General features: G+C 42.7%; 16 protein-coding genes. 6 read left to right on the top strand and 10 right to left on the bottom strand.

The features are described from left to right. Nucleotides 1–19 precede the first annotated feature (19 nt). Nucleotides 20–949: a bifunctional riboflavin kinase/FAD synthetase gene (locus tag LJ658_RS05215; RefSeq protein WP_230545399.1), complete on the bottom strand. Its 930-nt coding sequence runs from the start codon at nucleotides 947–949 to the stop codon at nucleotides 20–22. Between the two features lie 38 nt (nucleotides 950–987). Further along, the gene (gene truB / locus LJ658_RS05220) at nucleotides 988–1,716 is read right to left on the bottom strand and encodes a tRNA pseudouridine(55) synthase TruB (protein WP_230545400.1); all 729 of its coding nucleotides are present in this window, start codon (nucleotides 1,714–1,716) and stop codon (nucleotides 988–990) included. Nucleotides 1,717–1,954: 238 nt separating this feature from the next. Between truB and LJ658_RS05225 the strand changes: the two genes are divergently transcribed. Continuing rightward, nucleotides 1,955–2,302: a YciI family protein gene (locus tag LJ658_RS05225; protein WP_230545401.1), complete on the top strand. Its 348-nt coding sequence runs from the start codon at nucleotides 1,955–1,957 to the stop codon at nucleotides 2,300–2,302. 41 nt (nucleotides 2,303–2,343) lie between these two features. After that, entirely contained in the window at nucleotides 2,344–3,576 is a 1,233-nt protein-coding gene (locus tag LJ658_RS05230; protein ID WP_230545402.1) for an RNA polymerase sigma factor, read from the top strand. Between the two features lie 9 nt (nucleotides 3,577–3,585). On the opposite strand, the gene LJ658_RS05235 is transcribed toward LJ658_RS05230, so the two are convergent. Beyond that, nucleotides 3,586–6,762, bottom strand: a complete 3,177-nt coding sequence (locus LJ658_RS05235) for an ATP-dependent DNA helicase (RefSeq protein ID WP_230545403.1) — start codon at nucleotides 6,760–6,762, stop codon at nucleotides 3,586–3,588. 140 nt (nucleotides 6,763–6,902) lie between these two features. Between LJ658_RS05235 and LJ658_RS05240 the strand changes: the two genes are divergently transcribed. After that, nucleotides 6,903–7,124, top strand: coding sequence for a hypothetical protein (locus tag LJ658_RS05240; protein ID WP_230545404.1), 222 nt, complete (start codon nucleotides 6,903–6,905; stop codon nucleotides 7,122–7,124). Here LJ658_RS05240 and LJ658_RS05245 read toward each other — a convergent pair whose 3' ends face one another. After that, a complete protein-coding gene (locus LJ658_RS05245) occupies nucleotides 7,125–8,834 on the bottom strand; it encodes a glycoside hydrolase family 3 protein (RefSeq protein ID WP_230545405.1) in 1,710 nt (569 codons plus the stop codon). Between the two features lie 188 nt (nucleotides 8,835–9,022). Between LJ658_RS05245 and LJ658_RS05250 the strand changes: the two genes are divergently transcribed. From LJ658_RS05250 to LJ658_RS05260, 3 genes are all read left to right on the top strand, one after another. Continuing rightward, nucleotides 9,023–9,655: a porin family protein gene (locus LJ658_RS05250; protein WP_230545406.1), complete on the top strand. Its 633-nt coding sequence runs from the start codon at nucleotides 9,023–9,025 to the stop codon at nucleotides 9,653–9,655. 116 nt (nucleotides 9,656–9,771) lie between these two features. After that, on the top strand, nucleotides 9,772–10,842 hold the full coding sequence (locus LJ658_RS05255) for an acyltransferase (protein WP_230545407.1): 1,071 nt from the start codon (nucleotides 9,772–9,774) through the stop codon (nucleotides 10,840–10,842). A gap of 128 nt (nucleotides 10,843–10,970) precedes the next feature. Continuing rightward, on the top strand, nucleotides 10,971–11,951 hold the full coding sequence (locus tag LJ658_RS05260; protein ID WP_230545408.1) for a hypothetical protein: 981 nt from the start codon (nucleotides 10,971–10,973) through the stop codon (nucleotides 11,949–11,951). Between the two features lie 378 nt (nucleotides 11,952–12,329). Here LJ658_RS05260 and LJ658_RS05265 read toward each other — a convergent pair whose 3' ends face one another. From LJ658_RS05265 to LJ658_RS05290, 6 genes are all read right to left on the bottom strand, one after another. After that, entirely contained in the window at nucleotides 12,330–13,505 is a 1,176-nt protein-coding gene (locus LJ658_RS05265) for a hypothetical protein (RefSeq protein WP_230545409.1), read from the bottom strand. Further along, the gene (locus tag LJ658_RS05270) at nucleotides 13,462–13,752 is read right to left on the bottom strand and encodes a hypothetical protein (RefSeq protein ID WP_230545410.1); all 291 of its coding nucleotides are present in this window, start codon (nucleotides 13,750–13,752) and stop codon (nucleotides 13,462–13,464) included. The genes LJ658_RS05265 and LJ658_RS05270 overlap by 44 nt, the downstream gene beginning before the upstream one ends. Nucleotides 13,753–13,945: 193 nt before the next feature. Beyond that, nucleotides 13,946–15,793, bottom strand: a complete 1,848-nt coding sequence (locus tag LJ658_RS05275; protein WP_230545411.1) for an ABC transporter ATP-binding protein — start codon at nucleotides 15,791–15,793, stop codon at nucleotides 13,946–13,948. A gap of 46 nt (nucleotides 15,794–15,839) precedes the next feature. After that, nucleotides 15,840–16,979 (bottom strand): glycosyltransferase family 9 protein, encoded by a 1,140-nt coding sequence (locus LJ658_RS05280; RefSeq protein WP_230545412.1) that lies wholly within the window; start codon nucleotides 16,977–16,979, stop codon nucleotides 15,840–15,842. Further along, the gene (locus LJ658_RS05285) at nucleotides 16,979–18,154 is read right to left on the bottom strand and encodes a glycosyltransferase (RefSeq protein WP_230545413.1); all 1,176 of its coding nucleotides are present in this window, start codon (nucleotides 18,152–18,154) and stop codon (nucleotides 16,979–16,981) included. The genes LJ658_RS05280 and LJ658_RS05285 overlap by 1 nt, the downstream gene beginning before the upstream one ends. Further along, the gene (locus LJ658_RS05290) at nucleotides 18,151–19,029 is read right to left on the bottom strand and encodes a glycosyltransferase family 2 protein (protein WP_230545414.1); all 879 of its coding nucleotides are present in this window, start codon (nucleotides 19,027–19,029) and stop codon (nucleotides 18,151–18,153) included. The genes LJ658_RS05285 and LJ658_RS05290 overlap by 4 nt, the downstream gene beginning before the upstream one ends. Nucleotides 19,030–19,135 lie beyond the last annotated feature (106 nt).

Raw genomic sequence — 19,135 nt, forward strand, 5'->3', positions numbered from 1 at the left:
TAAGAAATTAAGCTGATAACTAATTACCAAGCAGCCGTAAAACGTCTTCCTTATCTTTCGCTATCTGTATTTTCAACTCATCCAGTCCGTTAAACTTAACGTCGCCGCGTACAAAATGATAAAACTCCATGCGGATAGCTTCGTTATAGATCTCTTTGTCAAAATCAAACAGGTTAACCTCAATGTTGCGTGTCATGCCGTTTATGGTGGGGCGGCTGCCTATATAGGCCATACCTTGATATTCGCTGCCGTCATGTTGTACTTTTACGGCGAAAATACCATCGGCGGGGATGAGCTTATATTTTTCCTCAACCTGGATATTGGCGGTTGGGTAACCAATCTGCCGGCCTATCTGGTCGCCGCGAATAACCTTTCCTGTAATAAAAAACGGATAACCTAAAAAGGTATTAGCCAGTTCAATATCGGCAGCCAGCAAAGCTTCCCGTATACGGGTGGAGCTTACTGCGACCTCATTAACATCCTGCTCTGGTATCTCAATTACCTCGTAACCATATACCGGCGACAGGTGTAACAGATCAGCAAGCCCGCCGCGACGGTCCTTGCCAAAACGGTGGTCATACCCTATCACAATCTTTTTGGTGCCTATTTTGTTAACCAGCACATCGCGGATATAGTCCTCGGGGCTTTGGTTGGAAAAATCGCGGGAGAATGGCGTTATGATTAAATGATCAACACCCAATTGCTCTAATAAACCTGCTTTTTCACTAATAGTAGTTATTAATTTTATACTTTCATCTTCAGGGTGCAGGATCATCCGCGGATGCGGAAAAAAAGTAAGGATAGCGGTTTCGCCGCCGGTCGCGTCGGACAGTTCCTTGATCCGCGATATGATTTTGCGGTGCCCCAGGTGTACACCATCAAAAGTACCAATAGTAACAACGGCGTTTTTTACCGGCTTAAATTCATCTATATGATGGTAGATCTTCATTCTTTGTAAAGCTACAAGCTTTTTATATTTATGTTTACTTACAGGCTTTCCACCTTTGGCTTCTGGCTTTCAGCTCTGATCACACTTACCAGGTCCGTAACCTCCCAGGCATCTTCCAATTTAAAATTGCCGCTGCGCGTACGGGTAAGTTTAGACAGATAGGCGCCGTTATGAACTGCCTTGCCAAAATCGTTAACTAACGAACGAATATAGGTACCCTTACTGCAAACAACCTTGAAATCAACCTCGGGCAATTCAATACGGGTTAGCTCAAACCGGGAGATCGTTACATTACGCAGGCGCAATTCAACCTCCTCACCCCTGCGTGCCTTTTCATAAAGGCGCTCGCCGTCAATTTTAATGGCCGAGTGTGCCGGCGGGTATTGCTGTATATCGCCCATAAATTGTTTGCAGGCATTACGCAGCTGATCGCCGGTTAGGTTGCTTGTATCAAAAGTTTGGTCAACGGCCGTTTCCATGTCGTAAGACGGTGTGGTTGCCCCCAGCACCAGGGTGCCGGTATATTCTTTTTCTTCAGCCTGAAAGGTGTCAATCTGCTTGGTCATTTTACCGGTGCAGATAATCAGCAGGCCGGTAGCCAGCGGATCAAGCGTGCCGGCATGGCCAACTTTTAATTTTAATGGTTTAAAAGAGTTGCGCAGTTTACCTACCACATCAAAGCTGGTCCATTGGTAAGGTTTGTTAACCAGCAGCAACTCGCCCTCGGCAAATTTAAATTCTTTGTTTTTTGATTGGGTGTTATCCAAGGTATTTGTATTTAAACGCAAAGGTAATAATTATATGGGCGTTTCGCTGCGGGCCGGCTGTTCGTTTACGCAGGCGCTTAACACGGCCCCAGGTGTATAAAGGAACCGGCTTTTAATGCCGCTCTTTGGTTTCTTTTGTTACCTTCATTTTATGGAATTATAGAAAATTTGATGCCGGTTTGTCCAATTTCGGTCAGACGGATCGTCATTAGTTTTTAACCATTAAAACTTTAATAAAATGAACGATTTCTTATTGATCTTTAGACGCGATGCCGGTTTTGATGCCCAGCTCACACCTGCGCAATTACAGGCAATTTCAAAACCATGGCAGGATTGGATGGGTGGCCTGGCCGCTCAAAACAAATTAGCCGATAGCGGTAACCGTTTGGCCGTAGAAGGCAAAGTGGTAAAGCCCGGCAATGTTATCACCAACGGCCCTTATGTTGAAATTAAGGAAGCTATCGGAGGTTACATTGTGGTACGCGCCGCCTCGCTTGATGAGGCTGCGGAGCTATCAAAAGGCTGCCCTATTTTAACTACCGGCGGCAATGTTGAAGTGCGCCAGATTGTACCCATGCAACCCTGATATTATTAATGCCCCTGTACTGCAGGGGCATTTTTTGTTTTATGCAGAACGACCAGCTTCTACCTCATCTATATCGGACAGAGTACCGCAAAATTATTGCGGTGCTGGCCCGCCGGTTTGGTTTTGAGCATATCCAAATTGCGGAGGATATTGCCAGTGATACTTTTCTGCTGGCATCAGAAACCTGGACCAGCGACAAGGTACCGGCTAACCCAGCTGCCTGGCTGTATACCGTAGCCAAAAACAAAGCCAGGGATTATCTGAAACATAACGCTATTTTTAAGGAGAAGGTCAGCGGACCGGTTATAGCAGCATCATCCGTAACCGGGGAAGCAGATATCGACCTGTCCGAAGAAAATATTAAGGACAGCCAGTTGCAGATGATGTTTGCCATTTGCCAGCCGGTAATAGCCCCTGAGGCACAAATAGGACTGGCATTGCGCATTTTATGCGGTTTTGGTATTGATGAAATTGCCGATGCCTTTTTATCGAACAAAGAAACTATCAATAAACGCCTGTTCAGAGCGAAAGAAAAGCTGCGCGAGCAAAATATAAAGATAGCGTTCCCCCAAAACAAAGAGATCAATCAACGGCTGGAAACCGTATTGCTTACGCTGTACCTGCTGTTTAATGAAGGTTATTATTCTGTCAGCAGCAATACCAATCTGCGGAAGGAGCTCTGCCTGGAAGCCATGCGGTTAAATTATTTGCTGTTAGAAAACAAAACCACCGATCTGCCTATTGTCAATGCGCTATTTTCGCTGATGTGTTTCCATGCTTCGCGATTTGATGCACGGATTGACAAAGATGGCGAAATGATTATTTACGATGAACAGGATACCAGCCTGTGGAACGACGAACTGATATCAAGAGGCACCAATTACCTGATCCGCGCATCGCGCGGCGACCAGTTGACGCGCTATCACCTGGAAGCCGCCATAGCCTACTGGCATACTCAAAAACAAGACAGCGCCGAAAAATGGGAAAGCATTTTACAACTGTATAATAAACTGCTGATATTGGAATACTCGCCTATGGCAGCGCTAAACCGTACCTATGCTTTAGCCAAAGCCAACGGAAAAGAAAAGGCCATAACCGAAGCCGAAAAACTAACACAGTTAACTGGCAGCCACCTGTATCATACCTTGCTTGGATACCTATATACAGCTATCGACAATGAGAAAGCGCTGCAGCATTTACACCAGGCGTTAAAGCTGGCAAAAACCACCACCGAGAAAAACAGGATCCGGAAAAATATGAAGGCGTTAAATTAACCGCAGGTTTTATTCTTCTTCCTCATCCCCGGCTATTGCCAGCATATCATCCACCTGCTTAAAATTGCTGCGTACAAAGTGGCACCAATCGCATTCTTTTTTGCCGCAGCCGGTATTAAAATCATGCGCCAATATCTTTTGGTAAACGTCTTTTATCTGAGCAGTCACGATCTCAATATCTTCCGGACTGATAACGATCTTTTCTTTATGATATTCGCCTTCGCTTACCGGTTCAACAAAATCAAATATGGTAGTTGTGGCCTCCCATTCGTTGGTACGGTCGTTATCTATCAGGATCTTATAAAACACAGCCTGGCGCCAGTAATCGCCGCCTTCGGGCTTGTCGTTTGTTGGGCGCAGCAGTTTGTCTTTGGCATTTTTAAGCTTCCCTGTTTTATAGTCGACTATTGTAGCCAGCTTGCCATCAAACTCAATTTTATCCAGGTTACCTTTAATTGGTACGCCTTCAATCTCGATATTTTTAATGCCGCGCTCGGTAACGGCTACCTTGTTCCATTGGGTAACATTTTGTTCATAATAAGGCGGCAAAATCTTATCACCATAGTCCATCCGCAGTTTAAATTCCTCTTTGGTGAACGAGTCGCGGTTGCGGTACATATACCACTTAAACTCCTTCATAAACTGCTCGGTAGTCGGGAAATTATCGTCATCATCCTTTAACCATCTAAAGGCCTTATTCAATGCCCAGTGCACCGCCTGCCCAAATGTAGCCGATGGGCTCTTACCCGATGGTACCCTGATCAGACACTGGAAATAGAACCGCAACGGGCAGTCAAGGTAATTACTCAGGTGAGTTACCGATAAGGTATAATTCTGCAATAGCTGGTTAATATAGGTATGATCTATCAGTTCAACTTTAGGCTTATCAGCTTCGCTGAATTGTGTGGTATAGAATTCAAGCATGGCGCTTTCGGCCACTTTAGGGTGCTCAACCACCATATCGGTTTCGGCCAATATCTCGCCAATGAATTGTGATGATTCCTGATCCTTGCCTTTTTTATCTTTATTGGCATAAGATATCATCAGGCATTGTTTGGCCCGGGTCAATGCTACATAAAACAACCTGCGTGCTTCTTCTTTCTGCGCGATATCGTCGTTTGATGCCTGTGTTAGCGTATCCGGATAACTAAACCCATTGTTACGGCCCCTACTGTCCCAGGTCTTTTTATCGCAGCCTATAAAAAACACATGCTCAAACTCCTGCCCTTTGGAGCCATGTGCTGTAAAGAAATTTACGCCATTGTCCGAGAAGATAACCTGGTTCAGATCCATACGGATATGGTGCTCCTTCATCGTATCGATAGTGGCTAAAAGGTCGGCCAGCTTTATCTCTGGTTTTTTTCGGCTTTCGTCCTTCAGGAAATCAAAGAAATTGGTAAGCACCTGCATATAGGTACCCTTGTCTTCCTGCTGCATAATGTAGCGCAGGATGCCTATTTTACCGATAACCTGCTGAAAAAGCTGCTGCATGGTGATGCTCACCGCGTCGCGCAGTAATTCATCAATATTATTAAGCAGGTATTTCATTTCGGTATTGGGCGATGGATCAAACAGGCCAGGTTGCGTGGGTATCCTTATCTCATGGATATACCGGCGCAGCGACGTTTTAGGTGCATTATTAGCCGATGTAACAAAGTTTTCTTTTGATACTGCTATGCTGGCCTTGGCAATCTCGATAGGCGGAATGTTAAAGAAATCATAATGCAGGATCTCGAACAGTAATTCATCCCCACTGTACGGCGAATCCAGCTCCATGGCCAGGTATCGTAATATATTAATGATCTTCTCGCCAAACGGAATGGTCAGGACGTCGATCTTACGGCGGGTGTTAACCGCTATCTTTTGCACATCTAAAAAATGTATCAGGTCCTCTACCTGGTTATGGTTACGGTATATCACCGCTATCTCGCCGGGGGGCGTGCCTTGTTCAACCAGGTGCTTAATGCTGGTAGCCACGTCAACCATTTCCTGGTCGGGATTTTCGTATTCGCGGATGACAGGTTTAACGATCAGTTCTTCAAACCGAGAATGTGAGGATTTCAGGCTTTTATCCAGTTGTAACTGTTTGGTTAAACGTTCATTGTTATTATTGATAAGCGCTTTTGATATGTCCAGGATATGCTGATTAGAGCGATAATTATGCTTAAGTACTACGGTTGATAACGTGCTTACATAATCATTTGCGAAATCCAGTATATTCTTCATGTTGGCGCCCTGGAACTTGAAAATCGACTGGTCATCATCGCCTACAACAAATACGTTTGGCGTTTCCCAGTAGTTCAGTAAAAATTTAAGCAGTTCGTTTTGTGATCCGCTGGTATCCTGAAACTCATCCACTAAAATATAATGATAACGCTCCTGGTACCGGCGCAAGATCTCCTCGTTCTCGCGGAAAGCTTTAAGCACCCAAATGATCATATCATCATAATCATAACGGCCGGCAGCTTTCATCTTGGCATCGTAGCGCTGGTACTCGGCTACGGCAGCCAGCAACTTCTTCATCATCTCATGCGCCGCATCAATATCTTTTTGTTTGGGGTCGCCAATGGCTATGCCTTTGGCTGCATTTGCCCGTTTGTAGATAAACTCTTCGCGGTTGGGCAGGTCATCCAGGTATTCGTTGATGGCTTTTTCAATAAACTGCTCGTTCCAGTTCTCGCGCTTCATGGTAGAGAAAAGGCTTTTCAGCCGCGGCACATCATAATAAATATCCCCGGTAAAACGCTTTAATAAATGATCGTTCGGAAAATCATCCACCAACTCCCTGAACAGCATAGCCGACTCCAGATCAGACAGCGGCTCCAGATTTAGCTTGCCAAAATACTCCAGGTTTTCCTGGATCACCTCGTTACAAAAAGCATGAAAAGTGTAAATATGGATGCGGTAAGCATCGGGCCCAATAAACTCAAACAAGCGCTTGCGCATGGCAACCGCGCCCGCATCGGTGTAGGTTAAACATAAAATTTCGCCGGGCAGGGCATCGGTATCGGTTAAGATCTTGCCGATACGTGCTGCCAGGATCTGTGTTTTACCCGTACCGGGGCCGGCAATAACCAGTACAGGGCCGTCCATTTTATTTACGGCAGCCAGTTGCTCTGGGTTTAAGCCGGCTAAGGCTTCCTGAAATTTTTGATTGTATTTATTGGGATTGGATTGCATACTCATTTAGGTAAAGATAGCAAAGGGTGGACGATTTGATTGCACCCTATGTTTAAAGTTTTGCAATATTTAACAAATAAATAAAGCCCTACTAACACCCTCAATTATTATCTTTACCCCCGAGGATTGAGACTATGGGATTACCGATGAGAATAACTTTTGATGATAAAGACTATATCTATCAGATACTTAATACAAACCTGATAGACAAACACACCACCGAATTGGAAATAATTTTTAACGGCGAAAAGGTGGAATTGGTGATGGATGATAAAAAAACATGGGTGCAAAAAGATCAAAGCAACTCTATTGACCCGAACTTAGTACAGGCGCTTGGCCGCTCTGTATCCCTTAGATTAAGAATGTAATTATAAACCGGTTCCTGTCCCCCCGGGGAAAAACACATTTATGCTTACAGGTAATTTACCTGTAGGCTTTAGCTGACCGGTAAACACTTTAACCGCCGACCGCTGCAGCTCATCACTCATTTGATAGCATACCAGCAATCCGGTGCTTTTTTCAATTCCGGGTAAACCCGCCAGCGTATAAGCGTTGGCAAAAACACTTATTACGGTATTGTTATGCGCGGTTAACGCGGCAATAAATTCTTTTACGCCATTACTATAATCGAGTTTGCTGGCAGGGCGGGTGCGGGTATCATTTATGCTTACATATACCTGGTTGTACTCTTTTAACATCTCCAGCAACCTGTTTAGCTCGGGCACGGGGGTGCTTTTATTAACTGTAAACAAATGGCAGTTGGTAGACCATTTTGAAAGTTCTGTCTGGAAGGTGGTATAACGGTCAACACCGATGCTCACAATCGCTGTTTTTTGAAGTGGATTTAGCCTTACCGCCTCAGGAGTGCCTTTTACCATGGTTACCGAAGCATCGCTTAGCTGCTGGATCAGCAGCCTGGCCGGCTCACGGTTCAAATCAGCCGACAGGTTTTTCAGCTCAACATCCTTACGGCTGTTAAGGCCCGCCCAATATTTGGCCGCCAATACTTTTTTAACCTTTGCCTCAAATTCCGCTTTCGATATCAATCCCTTGCGCACTGCCTTTTTTATTTTCGAAATAGCCTTGTCCAAATTTAACGACAACTCAATAATATCGTTTCCCGCTAAAAAAGCCTGCAATTCGGCTTCGCCGTCAGGGAAGTATTTGGTTACTGCCTTCATTTCCATGGCATCAGAAACAACCAGTCCCTTAAATCCTAATGAATCTTTTAAAACACCGGTTACAATTTTTCGGGATAAAGTTGATGGCCGGTTCTTAGCACTGTCTAACGCGGGGATGCTCATGTGGGCAATCATTACTCCGTTAATGCCGGCGGCTATGGCCTCTCTGAAAGGATATTCTTCTAATGAATCCAGGCGCTGGCGGGTAAATGGCAATAACGGCAGTTCCAGATGTGAATCAACATTGGTATCGCCATGGCCCGGGAAATGCTTTGCAGTAGTTAACAAACCTGCCTCCTGCATCCCTTTGAAGTAAGCTATCCCTTTTTTTGCCACATTATATTTATTATCACCAAAGCTGCGGTAGTTGATAACCGGGTTATCCGGGTTATTATTCACATCCATATCGGGCGCAAAATTCATTTGCAACCCAAGCCGCTTAAAATCATAAGCCACCTGCTGCCCCATCCGGTAAACCAATGTATTATCCTGTATAGCGCCCAATGTCATCTGGTACGGATAGGAAAGCGTCGAATCCAACCGCATACCAACTCCCCATTCACCGTCCATGGCCACCAACAGTGGCACCCGGGCCAGGTGCTGGTACCGGTTTGTTAAAGCGGCCTGCCTGCCGGGCCCACCCTGAAAAAAAACAATGCCGCCAACCTGCTCACTTTCAATAACTTTAGCTACCGAATCTTCAAAAGCCCTGCTTAAATTGGTATGAGCCCTGATAAAGAACAACTGCGCAATTTTTTGCCTGCGGCTAAGCTTGTTATATACAGAATCTACCCAATGGTTTTGCTGGCCAAGGCTTTGGATATAACTATTTTGCTGGGCCAGGGTATCATTACAAATTAAAGTTGACAGGGTAATGGCAGCACAGGTAAAAAACATTTTGATGGTCATGGGCCAAAAGTAAATTAAAAACGCAAATTAACTGAAACCCTTTATCAACATACCTCGTATACAATGACATACAGCAAAATAAAAGTTAATTATTATTACCGCAAAAGTTACCTTTTACGACAAAAGTTAATTATTATTACAACTTATTATAACTGTTTAATTAGGCGTGTAATAAGATGAGAAAAATTATACTTTTGGCTGTAATACTATTGGGTTCACGGGTTTTAAAAGCTCAAACCTATTTCAATGGAGATCGTGCTGGTTATAATAATTTCTACGAAACCAAATTTGGTTTTGAAGCCGACGCAACTATCTCAAACACCACTGATGGCACAAATTTCACTACCGGTAACCTGGCCGGCTTTAGCCTTGGATTTAATGTTGCCCTGCCGGCCATTGAGCCGATGTCAATAATGCCGGCATTACTTTACGCGCAAAAAGGCTATACTGCCAATACCCCGTCGGGCACTTTTTCACAACGCAGCCAGTCTGTTGATATCCCGGTTATGGCTAAGTTTAATACGGGTGGGAGGCTTAAATTCTTTATAGGCCCGCAGGTTTCCTTTATTTTATCAACAAGCAACAAATTCAGTAACAGTTTCCCGGTAGCCATGCGTAAAAACTATCAGTATTCGGGCACAAACATACGTTACCAGGGCGTGGCAGGCGCGGGGTTAGACCTCACCCGCTCAATCAGCATACATGCCCTTTATACATTTGATTTGCAGAGGACCAATAAAAGCGCCAGCAACTTTGTACCATCATACCGCCAGCAGGCCTTGCTGCTGGGACTGGGTTTCAACCTTTAATTGGTCTTGTCAATATTTATCCGGCCGCTTATGTCGGCCCCGTCGGTTTAGCTAACTTCTATATAATATAATTGTGACGAACGTTAACTAAGACAAACTGTATATTTGCAACGTCTATGCAGAATTTAGTTAACGAAGCGCCGGCTAAGAAGAATTACGAATTTATAGATGCCATCCGTGGTATTGCCATGATGAGCATCGTGGCCGAACACAGCGTTGCTTTTAACTTAACCAACATCCCGTTTGAGTCGGCAAAATACTGGACGTTTGCTTCGTTGATACAATTTACGAAGTTTGGAACGATCGCTTTCTTTTTATTGGCCGGGTTTCTTATCAGCGAAAAATTTGCTGATTACTCGCCAGCCCAATATTTGAGGCGCCGCATATCAACCACGTTTGGCCCCTGGGTTTTCTGGACCTTTGTTTATATTCTGGCAGGGTTAATTACCCTGCGCATCAAAGCGCGCATTTATCATGACGACGAGTTTAATTTAACCAATATCCTTACTCTTATAAAGACTGTTTATCTGTATACCAGTTACTGGTTCATTATAAACTTCCTGATCAGTATCACCATTTTATTGATATTCAGGCGATACCTATACTCGTGGTATCTTGGCGGCACATTGATGGCATTTACGCTGTTTTATGTAATTGACATTCATTACGAGTGGATAGACCCCAGGCATACAACGGCTATTTTAGGTTTTGTTTTCTTTTTATGGATGGGTGCACAGCTGCGAAAATACTGGCAATCAATAGGGCGACGCATAGAAAAAGTTTCCTTTTTTTCCTTGTTTATGTTGATGTTATTAACGTTTGGATTGTCCCTTTATGAAATTACCTGGTTACATGGTAAAAGCATTGATCCGTTTAATACGTTACGCATCAGCAATATTCTTTTTTCGCTCGCTTTCTTCGCGATGTTGCTTAAAATAAAAAATTTCAAATTCATCAACTATCTTAAACCAAGGCAAACAACTTATGGAATTTACCTGATCCATTATATTTTGCTGGTATTTTTATTCCCCGAAATATTTATGCATTTGCCTTTCGACATAAACCACCTGGCGTTGCCACTGCTCGTACTATTTAAGATAGTAACATTTGTAGCTTTGTATAGCTTAACGCTTGTTATTGTGTTGTTTATCGGCGACTCAAAGGCAAAAAAATTGGTTGGCGTTTAATATAAGCGGCCTTTACCTACCAATTAAAGGCAATTAGCTGATAACACCTTATCGTTTAAATTTCCTGCATTTATAAAAAAGGGGATTAGATTGGAAATGAATCCCCTTTAGTTTTACTAATATTGTATATGGATAGGTTAGCTGTTTACCGTAAACTGAACGATTCTTTTAATAAAACTTATATTTTTACCTTTGGGTCAGAGGGTGGTTTCTATTCCGAATTTAACAATATGATCTTCGGAATGATTTATTGTTTGAAGTATCAATACCGGTTCGTTTTATATACAGGCAATTCTAAGTTTAATATCAATAAAGGTTGGACTGATTTCTTTGAGCCCTTTTGCGAAGAAATTACCTCGTCCTCATTTCATAAAAAATTTAACAGACGCGAAATCGCACCTAAAATCAAACCAAAAAACCGCTTGGTCTGGTGGGCCTACCGTTTATTCAACGGTAATACGGCTTTAACCTACGAATTGTTCTCCCGGTTTTATAATGGCGATTTTGAAAAAGAACAATTTGATTTTCCAGAACTGGGATTAAAAGGTAATCTTAGAGATATTTCACGCGAGTTTGTTAAAATGGTCTATCAGTTCAATTTCGAAACCAAAACTAATATTCAGCCAATTATGGGCAGCGTAAATCTTCCTGTCGGATACATATCGCTTAACATCAGGCGGGGCGACAAGGATACAGAGTTTAATTTTGTGCCGGTAAGCGTTTACGTAGATAAAGCCAGAGAGCAGTCTGGTTTGAAAGATATTTTTATCCTGACGGATGACTATACAGTTATCGAAAATTTGCAAAGAGACTACCCATATCTTAATTTTTACACATTGGTAAAAAAAGAGGAGCGCGGATATGTGCACGCTGATTTTATGAAAGAAAGCCCGCAGAAACGCCAAACAGACCTGGTTAAATTATTTGCTTCGATTCAACTCATGGCTAGCTCAACATTAGCCGTGGGTACCTACACCACCAATCCTGGTTTGTTTTTGGGAATGTACATGCCTGAAGATAAATTTATCAGTGTACAAAAAAAATCATGGTATCAATTTGAGAAGGAAGATGTCAGAACATTTATAGTTAAGCCTTCATCTCAAACTTAATTTAGCATATAGTTTTATAATTTATTTCATATCTCTTTTTTGTATTAATTCAATCGCTTGCAGTTTATATTCATTTGCAAGTAAACAGCACCAACTGCTCGTTTTAGTTACCTTACCCTTTTATTGATTATAAAAAACTATCAGACTCGGTATCTAATGCCGATTTAGCTTCATCCAGCAACATAATTGGCGGGTTAGTTAGCAGTAAAAATCTTTTCATATTGAGAGTGATAGGCTATATTTATTATTGGAGGAGCCTTAATGGAAGAATAGCATTAAAGAAACTTATTCATAACAAAGCATAATAGGTATGAAATTATACCTGGTACAATTCAATTACGTTTAAGTCATTCAAATTGCACCAGGTATATAAACCTTTTACTGCCAAGGTGTATTTTTAAAATTACTTACAACATCTTTAAGAGCGGTAGTTAGCCAGGGGTTTAAACTTCCACCATGGGCAGTCACCGCCCCTACGCCATTATTTCCAGTATCGGTTGCGGCAACCACAGCCCATACCAAACCATAATGTACGTCATACGTAGGCCAATACTCAACAAAATTTCCGTCATTTTGCAGCAGGTAAAATGCATATTGAACCGTATGCATCCCGGTATTATTGTATAACATTGACGCCCAGGCACCTGAAACCGGATTTGTAGGGGTGTGATCTCCTGTATACAGAACTAAATTACCGTCGCTCTGAAAATATAAACCCGTTGGTGATTTCCCTACAGTCCTGCTTGACCAAAGGCCGGTTTCTGATCCATCAGTATTTTTTTTGTAGAGCACTAAATTTCCGTCAACTTGCAATGTTAGCCTGTAAAGATGATTTGGCGAATAAATTGATTGACCGACAAGCAAAACCGGCTGAGTATCACTTACACTAATTTTAGTACTTCCATAACGGCTGGTAGTGGAGGTAGTAATATATGGATCTCCCTCCACTATATTACATTGCAAGGTTGAACCTTGTAGAAAAAAAACATCTAATGTTGGCCAGTCAATTGGCGGGGTTGTTACAGTCCCGGTAGATCCAATGCTTACAGTAGTATAAGTGGTAGAAGAGGTCAAATCCATAAGCAGGTTATTTTTATCCCAATAAAAAACATCAAGATAAACCGTACCGCCTATATCAGCCGCTGGTATACTAGCAGTAGTTGTTTTACTATAAAGATAGCTGCCAGCAAATTCAAAGTCTCCAACACTTATATCTGAAGATGATAAATTTGGAGCTGTTAAATCTGTAAATACTCCTGAAGGGCTTTTATAAACCAATCGCACATAGGCGATAGTGGTTTCATATTGGCCATTCGAATCAAAGCCACGGGTTAATGAAAAACTAAAAGTTACGTTGGTTGATCCGCTTGTCCCTATGGCTACTTTACCATTATTTAAATTATTGGTTGCTATTGAAAATGAATTTATAGCTATTGCGGCCTTTGATTTACTAATGCCTGATATTAATACAAACAATATTATGATAGTTCTAAAAAAATGCTTCATCTTATTATTGATTAATTTTAGTAATACCATATTTAATTTTGTACTCATTTGCAGTAGCATATTGATTTTCAACATCTTTTATGGTTAGGGAATGACCCCTGACAGTAAAATTTTGTTGATTGACATCAATTTCATCGTTCGAAACACCTAGTGTTCTGGATAAATAGGTTTTTAATGTTTCGACGTTGATGTTTCCCTGCGAAGTAGGTTGAATGTTCTTGTCTGCTTTGCAACTTATTAAGTTGGCAGATAGAACCAATGCGACGAAGCCGGTAAGGCACGCGTGGTTTTTCATAGATGATAAGTTTAAGTTTTATATTATAACAATGCTAACAAATAAAAAGCACTGTTATTAACTTTAACTAAAATGTTACATTTTAGTTAAAATCATCTGCAGAAGAAAATACGACGTTTATTTTACTATCCGGCAAATTATCAGAGCGTACCGGGCCGATAAAAAAGCTGTTTAATTAAAACGATAAAATAGATCAATCCGCGCTAAAAGTTTGCATATCTATCAACTTGCGGTATAAGCCGTTATGATTGATTAGCTCCTGGTGATTACCGGTTTCCACAATCCGGCCATTCTCTAATACCACAATAATATCTGCGTTTTGTATGGTGCTTAAACGGTGCGCGATGATTAATGATGTGCGGTTTTTCATCAGGTTATTCAACGCATCCTGTACTAATTTTTCAGACTCGGTATCTAACGCCGATGTAGCTTCATCCAGCAACATAATTGGCGGGTTAGTTAGTACCGCGCGCGCTATGCAGATCCGCTGGCGCTGCCCGCCGGATAGCTTGGTGCCGCGGTCGCCGATGTTGGTGTTATAACCATTTTCGGTTTCCAGGATGAAGTTGTGTGCATTGGCAATGCGTGCTGCTGCCTCAACTTGCTCTGGCGTGGCATCTGTTTTACCGAAGGCGATGTTATTATAGATAGAATCGTTAAATAAAATAGATTCCTGGTTAACTACGCCCATTAAACCACGTAATGAATTAGCGGTAATGTGTTTTATCTCGTGATCGTCAATAGAAATAGTGCCCGATTTTGGATCCATAAATCTCGGGATCAGATCCATCAGTGTTGATTTACCACCGCCCGACGGGCCAACCAGCGCCACCGTTTTACCCTTGGGCACGGTAAAGGTGATATCCGACAGAACCACCTTTTCGTCATAGGCAAAATTTACTTTGTTAAAATGCAGGCCTTCATTAAATTCAGTAACAACTATGGCATCAGGGGCATCGGTTATTAATGGTTTCTCATCAATCAGTGCCAGTACGCGCTCGCCGGCTGCTATGCCCGAGTGGATATTACTAAACGAGTCTGAAATAGCTTTGGCCGGCCGCATCAGTTGCGAGAAGATCCCGATGTAAGCTATAAAATGCCCGGCATCCAGATCCGACTTGTGATTTAAAATTAAATACCCACCATACATCACTATAAAAGAGATCATGGTAACCGACAAGGTCTCGGATACGGGCGAGGCCAGCTGCTGGCGCCTGGCCATTGACCGGGCGATATTTGAATACGTTTGATTTTCTTTATTAAACCTGTTTTTTATAAAATCGGTAGCGTTAAAAGCTTTAATAATTTTGATCCCTGATAAGGCTTCATCCAGGTAACTGATCATATTGCCATAAGATTGCTGCGCGGCAATAGCCTGTGCCTTTAACCTTTTTACAATGCGCGATATGATGAATGCGGAGACAGGAATAACCAATAATGAAAACAAGGTAAGCTTGGCAGAAATGCTAACCAACGCTATCATATAAGCGATCATGGTAAGCGGCTCTTTAAATATAACCTGTAAGGTGCCGGTTACTGAGTACTGGACCACCTGCACATCCGACGAAACTTTGGATATAATATCACCCTTACGCTCATTACTGAAATAAGCCAGGTGCAGATCGATCACATTATTAAACACTGTTTTGCGCAAGTTTAATAAGGTATGCACCCGCAGGTTTTCCATAGTGCGTTGCGACAGGTACCTGAACAGGTTCCCCAAAAAAACAAATACAATAATAACCAGGCACACAAACTTTAACGCGCCCCAGGCGCCGCCATAATGGATGATATAATATTGCAGGTAATACTTAAACAACTCGGTCATGTGAAAGATTGACGGAGGATGCCCTGTTTGTGATACCGTAGCAACAGCAGCAGTATTACAGGTATTAGTTGGAAATAAGGCATTTAACAGTGGCCCCAGCAGCACCAGCACCATGGTGCTGAAAAACACATACAAAAGTGTAAATAGAATATATGGTATAGCAAATTTTTCAATCGGCCTGGCAAATGAAAGTAGCCTGAAATATGTTTTCATTAAAAATTATAAAGTCTGCAAAGTTAACGTAAAATATCAATTACTGTTATGCGGGCAGCAGCGGCCGGGTTGCCTGCCATACATTCTCCAGGCTAATGGTTGAAATACAGGGAAAGGGCTCATGGCTTTCGGTTTTATAAATGCAGAGCCAGTTGCAATAGTAACATGGCAGTTTTTCATAAACGCAAACCGGCGCGCAGTTAGTGCCGGCCGGGTAAGGCGCAAACCGTTCAAAATGCCCGCCACCTAAAATACATACCGACGGGGTTTGCGCAGCAACCGCCATGTGTATGGCGCTGGTTTCGTTAGCTATTAACAGGGCCGAGCTTCCAATTTTTTCTATCAGCTGCGGCAGGGTGGTTTTATTGATCAGGTTTTCAATGCTGCCGGGTTCAAGGTTTTGCATCAGGTAGTCGCCGGCCCTTGCCTCGGCGGGGCCGCCAATCAGGTAAACCGGCTGGCTGGTGCCCTGCAGTATCCGGCGGATCAGTTGCAAAAACTTTTCGCCTTGCCAACCGCGTTTAAATGCGCCGGCGCCCGGCAATATGGCTATGCCTTGCTTTTGCCCGCCAGGGGTGTTTATTTGCGGCCATTGGATAGTGATCTTTGTCTCTAACACAGTTTCAAAAAAGAAGGTGTTTCTTTCAAATTCAAAATAGCTGTCTGCTGGCAGCAGCAAACGCCGGGTATAAAATTTATCTGTTTTGTTTTTATAGCGGGGCACTATGCCTTCGTTATCACTTTCAAAACCGATGATATGCCTGGCAGCTGTAAGGCCGGCAAAGCCATCAGTAATAAAAACACGGGTATAGGTGGGTTGTAATACTGCTTCGTAATTATTGGCGAACAGACGCCAGCCCTGTTTTAACGTTTTTAGCGGGGCCTCGTAAAAATTATTGGGGTTAACAAAGTACATTTCGCCTAAAAACTGCTCGTCATAGGCCAGGGTAATATCTCGCCAAAGGCTGTTACCCAGCAGGTCTATCCGGTAATCTTTATATTTTTCAGATCGCTTTACGATCTCAATAAAATTCCTGAACAGGATATAATCGCCTATAGCATCGGTTTTTATCAGCAGCAAACGTTTTTTTGGTGTCCTGAACCTGGCCAGAAGCCTGAAAAACGCCGGCAGCTTAAGCAGCACAAAACGGGTTAGCCTAAATAAGTGGCGGTTTTTGATATCCATTAGTTAAACGCGCTGTCCAGCTCCTTATAAATTACAGATTTGCTGAAGCTGTTATTAAATAATTCTTTGGCAAAGGCGCTTTGGGCGGCATAAACTGCTTTATCATTAAGCAGGGTAATAATGTTAGCGGCAAACCCGGCCGGGTCATCACTTACCAGGCAGCCGTTTAACCTTTTATTGGGTAAACCGTCTATCCCGCGTAATGTACAAACTACCGGCAGCCCGTGTGCCAACGCTTCAACCACCTTTACTTTTACACCGGTGCCGGTAAGCATGGGGCAGAGCGCAATTTTTGACCCGGCATAATATTCGTCCAGGTTTTCGGCATAAGCGATACGCTCAATTTTGTATTGCGCCGGTATAGATTTATTGATCAGCCCGATCACACAGATCTTGATATCCGCGGGCAATAAAGGGTACACCTTGTCAAAGAACCAATCGGCCGACCGTTTATTATGCACATTATCGCTGGCAACATAAACCAGGTCGTATTTTTTTAAGGCGACCGGTTGTTCCGTAATATGATCCATATCGATCATCAATGGCACCAAACGCACGTTTGATTTGCAAAACTGCCCAAACACGTATTGTTCCTCATGTGATATGGCCCATACCTCGTCAAAGCTGTTCAGCCTGCTGATCTCATCCTGAAAAGTTACCCCCAGATTAAAGTTTCTTTTGTATTTAAACTGGGCGGTGATAAAATCATGGGTATCTATGATGGTCTTCGCTCCTTTTAGCAGCGACTTGTTTGATACCAGCCCGGCGCAGGTTACATAGCTTATAATAATATCATCGTAGCTATTAGCCTTCAATACATCCTCAAAGGCATGCTTTAACCTGATGGTTAAAAACGTGGGGATGTTTGATTTAAGCGGATAAGCGAACCAGTAATAAATCAGGTCCCACAATTTATATTTCAAAAAGTATACTATCGGGTTGCCTTTGCCCGGTTTCCTCGGCAGCAAATAAACCTTATCGGCCAGCTTATTATCAATTAAAAAATTGACCGTATCCTGCTCGGTTTCCTGATCAGCCTTTTCATGTTTAAGACTGGCAAAATCAACCTGATAGCCTTTCTGCTTAAAATACTTTAATAATTGTATGGCCCGGGTTTTATTGCCCGCGTTTTGGCGGCCTACATTATCCGGGAAGAAGTAGAGTACCCTTTTCATTTAAGCAGTTTATAATTTCTATACTCGCTTACTCGCCAGCCGGTCCAATCTTCAATTTTTTGCAGCGCCCTGCGGCGCAGGGTCATTTTCTTTTTCAGTTTATCCAGATCAATATCCAGCTGCCAGTTAGTAGCAGCAATACGTTTTTGCATTACTGCCGGGTGGGTATCCGTAAACCGGATTAATCTATCAGCATTTTTATAGTCGAACTCGTAGGTCTCGGGTACATTTTGTTCTATCCATGCATCATCATGATAAAACTTATTAAAGCTGCGCAGTTTGTTTTTAAGCCCTGCAGGTGGTTTTACCCAACCGTAATGATATATATAAGCGTCAATTAGTTTTACGTTGATCTTTCTGTCATTCCACCTAAAGCCCTGCGCATCGCGGTAAGCATGGATAGCCGGGTTATTGCGCAGCACCCTGATCTCGCGGCGGTACCAGCGGCGCGAATGCCCGTAATAATCATATGACCCATAAAAATGAAGATATTTAAACAACAACCCTTCTATATCCTTATTATTCAGGTTCTCTTCCATCTCCTTTTTAATAACCGGGAGATATTTTTCATGCACGCACTCATCGCCCTGGATATAAAAGGCCCAGTCTACGTCAGGCGAAATCCCGTGAAACGCTTTATCGGTCTCGACTGCGAATACAGCACCGCCTTCGCGGATGTTTTCATCCCAAACGGTGTTAATGATCCTGATCTTGGGCGAGTTGATGCCTAAGATCAATTGTCCGGTTTCATCTTCGCTATTGCCCAGGGCCACTACAAACTCGTCACAAAGCGGCAATATGGATGTAATTGCCTCCACAATGGGATAGTCGTTTTTTACCGCGTTACGTATAAAAGTAAAACCTGCAACCTTCATGTAGTGATATTATATTTATTTAAACCGCGTACTTAAATAAAGTATTTACTTTGTAATACCTTATTTAAAACGATGCGCCCCAAATATACGCTACTGGTTATAAATA

The sequence above is a fragment of the Mucilaginibacter sp. UR6-11 genome, from assembly GCF_020880695.1.
Lineage (GTDB): Bacteria > Bacteroidota > Bacteroidia > Sphingobacteriales > Sphingobacteriaceae > Mucilaginibacter.

What these genes read in the sequence shown, in the direction of transcription:
- LJ658_RS05250 (WP_230545406.1), top strand. Translation starts at nt 9,023, where the DNA reads ATGAGAAAAATTATACTTTTGGCTGTAATACTATTGGGTTCACGGGTT.
- LJ658_RS05240 (WP_230545404.1), top strand. Translation starts at nt 6,903, where the DNA reads ATGAGAATAACTTTTGATGATAAAGACTATATCTATCAGATACTTAAT.
- LJ658_RS05280 (WP_230545412.1), bottom strand. Translation starts at nt 16,979, where the DNA reads ATGGATATCAAAAACCGCCACTTATTTAGGCTAACCCGTTTTGTGCTG.
- LJ658_RS05245 (WP_230545405.1), bottom strand. Translation starts at nt 8,834, where the DNA reads ATGTTTTTTACCTGTGCTGCCATTACCCTGTCAACTTTAATTTGTAAT.
- LJ658_RS05290 (WP_230545414.1), bottom strand. Translation starts at nt 19,029, where the DNA reads ATGAAGGTTGCAGGTTTTACTTTTATACGTAACGCGGTAAAAAACGAC.
- LJ658_RS05285 (WP_230545413.1), bottom strand. Translation starts at nt 18,154, where the DNA reads ATGAAAAGGGTACTCTACTTCTTCCCGGATAATGTAGGCCGCCAAAAC.
- LJ658_RS05235 (WP_230545403.1), bottom strand. Translation starts at nt 6,762, where the DNA reads ATGAGTATGCAATCCAATCCCAATAAATACAATCAAAAATTTCAGGAA.
- LJ658_RS05275 (WP_230545411.1), bottom strand. Translation starts at nt 15,793, where the DNA reads ATGAAAACATATTTCAGGCTACTTTCATTTGCCAGGCCGATTGAAAAA.
- LJ658_RS05260 (WP_230545408.1), top strand. Translation starts at nt 10,971, where the DNA reads ATGGATAGGTTAGCTGTTTACCGTAAACTGAACGATTCTTTTAATAAA.
- LJ658_RS05265 (WP_230545409.1), bottom strand. Translation starts at nt 13,505, where the DNA reads ATGAGTACAAAATTAAATATGGTATTACTAAAATTAATCAATAATAAG.
- LJ658_RS05215 (WP_230545399.1), bottom strand. Translation starts at nt 949, where the DNA reads ATGAAGATCTACCATCATATAGATGAATTTAAGCCGGTAAAAAACGCC.
- LJ658_RS05255 (WP_230545407.1), top strand. Translation starts at nt 9,772, where the DNA reads ATGCAGAATTTAGTTAACGAAGCGCCGGCTAAGAAGAATTACGAATTT.
- LJ658_RS05270 (WP_230545410.1), bottom strand. Translation starts at nt 13,752, where the DNA reads ATGAAAAACCACGCGTGCCTTACCGGCTTCGTCGCATTGGTTCTATCT.
- LJ658_RS05225 (WP_230545401.1), top strand. Translation starts at nt 1,955, where the DNA reads ATGAACGATTTCTTATTGATCTTTAGACGCGATGCCGGTTTTGATGCC.
- LJ658_RS05230 (WP_230545402.1), top strand. Translation starts at nt 2,344, where the DNA reads ATGCAGAACGACCAGCTTCTACCTCATCTATATCGGACAGAGTACCGC.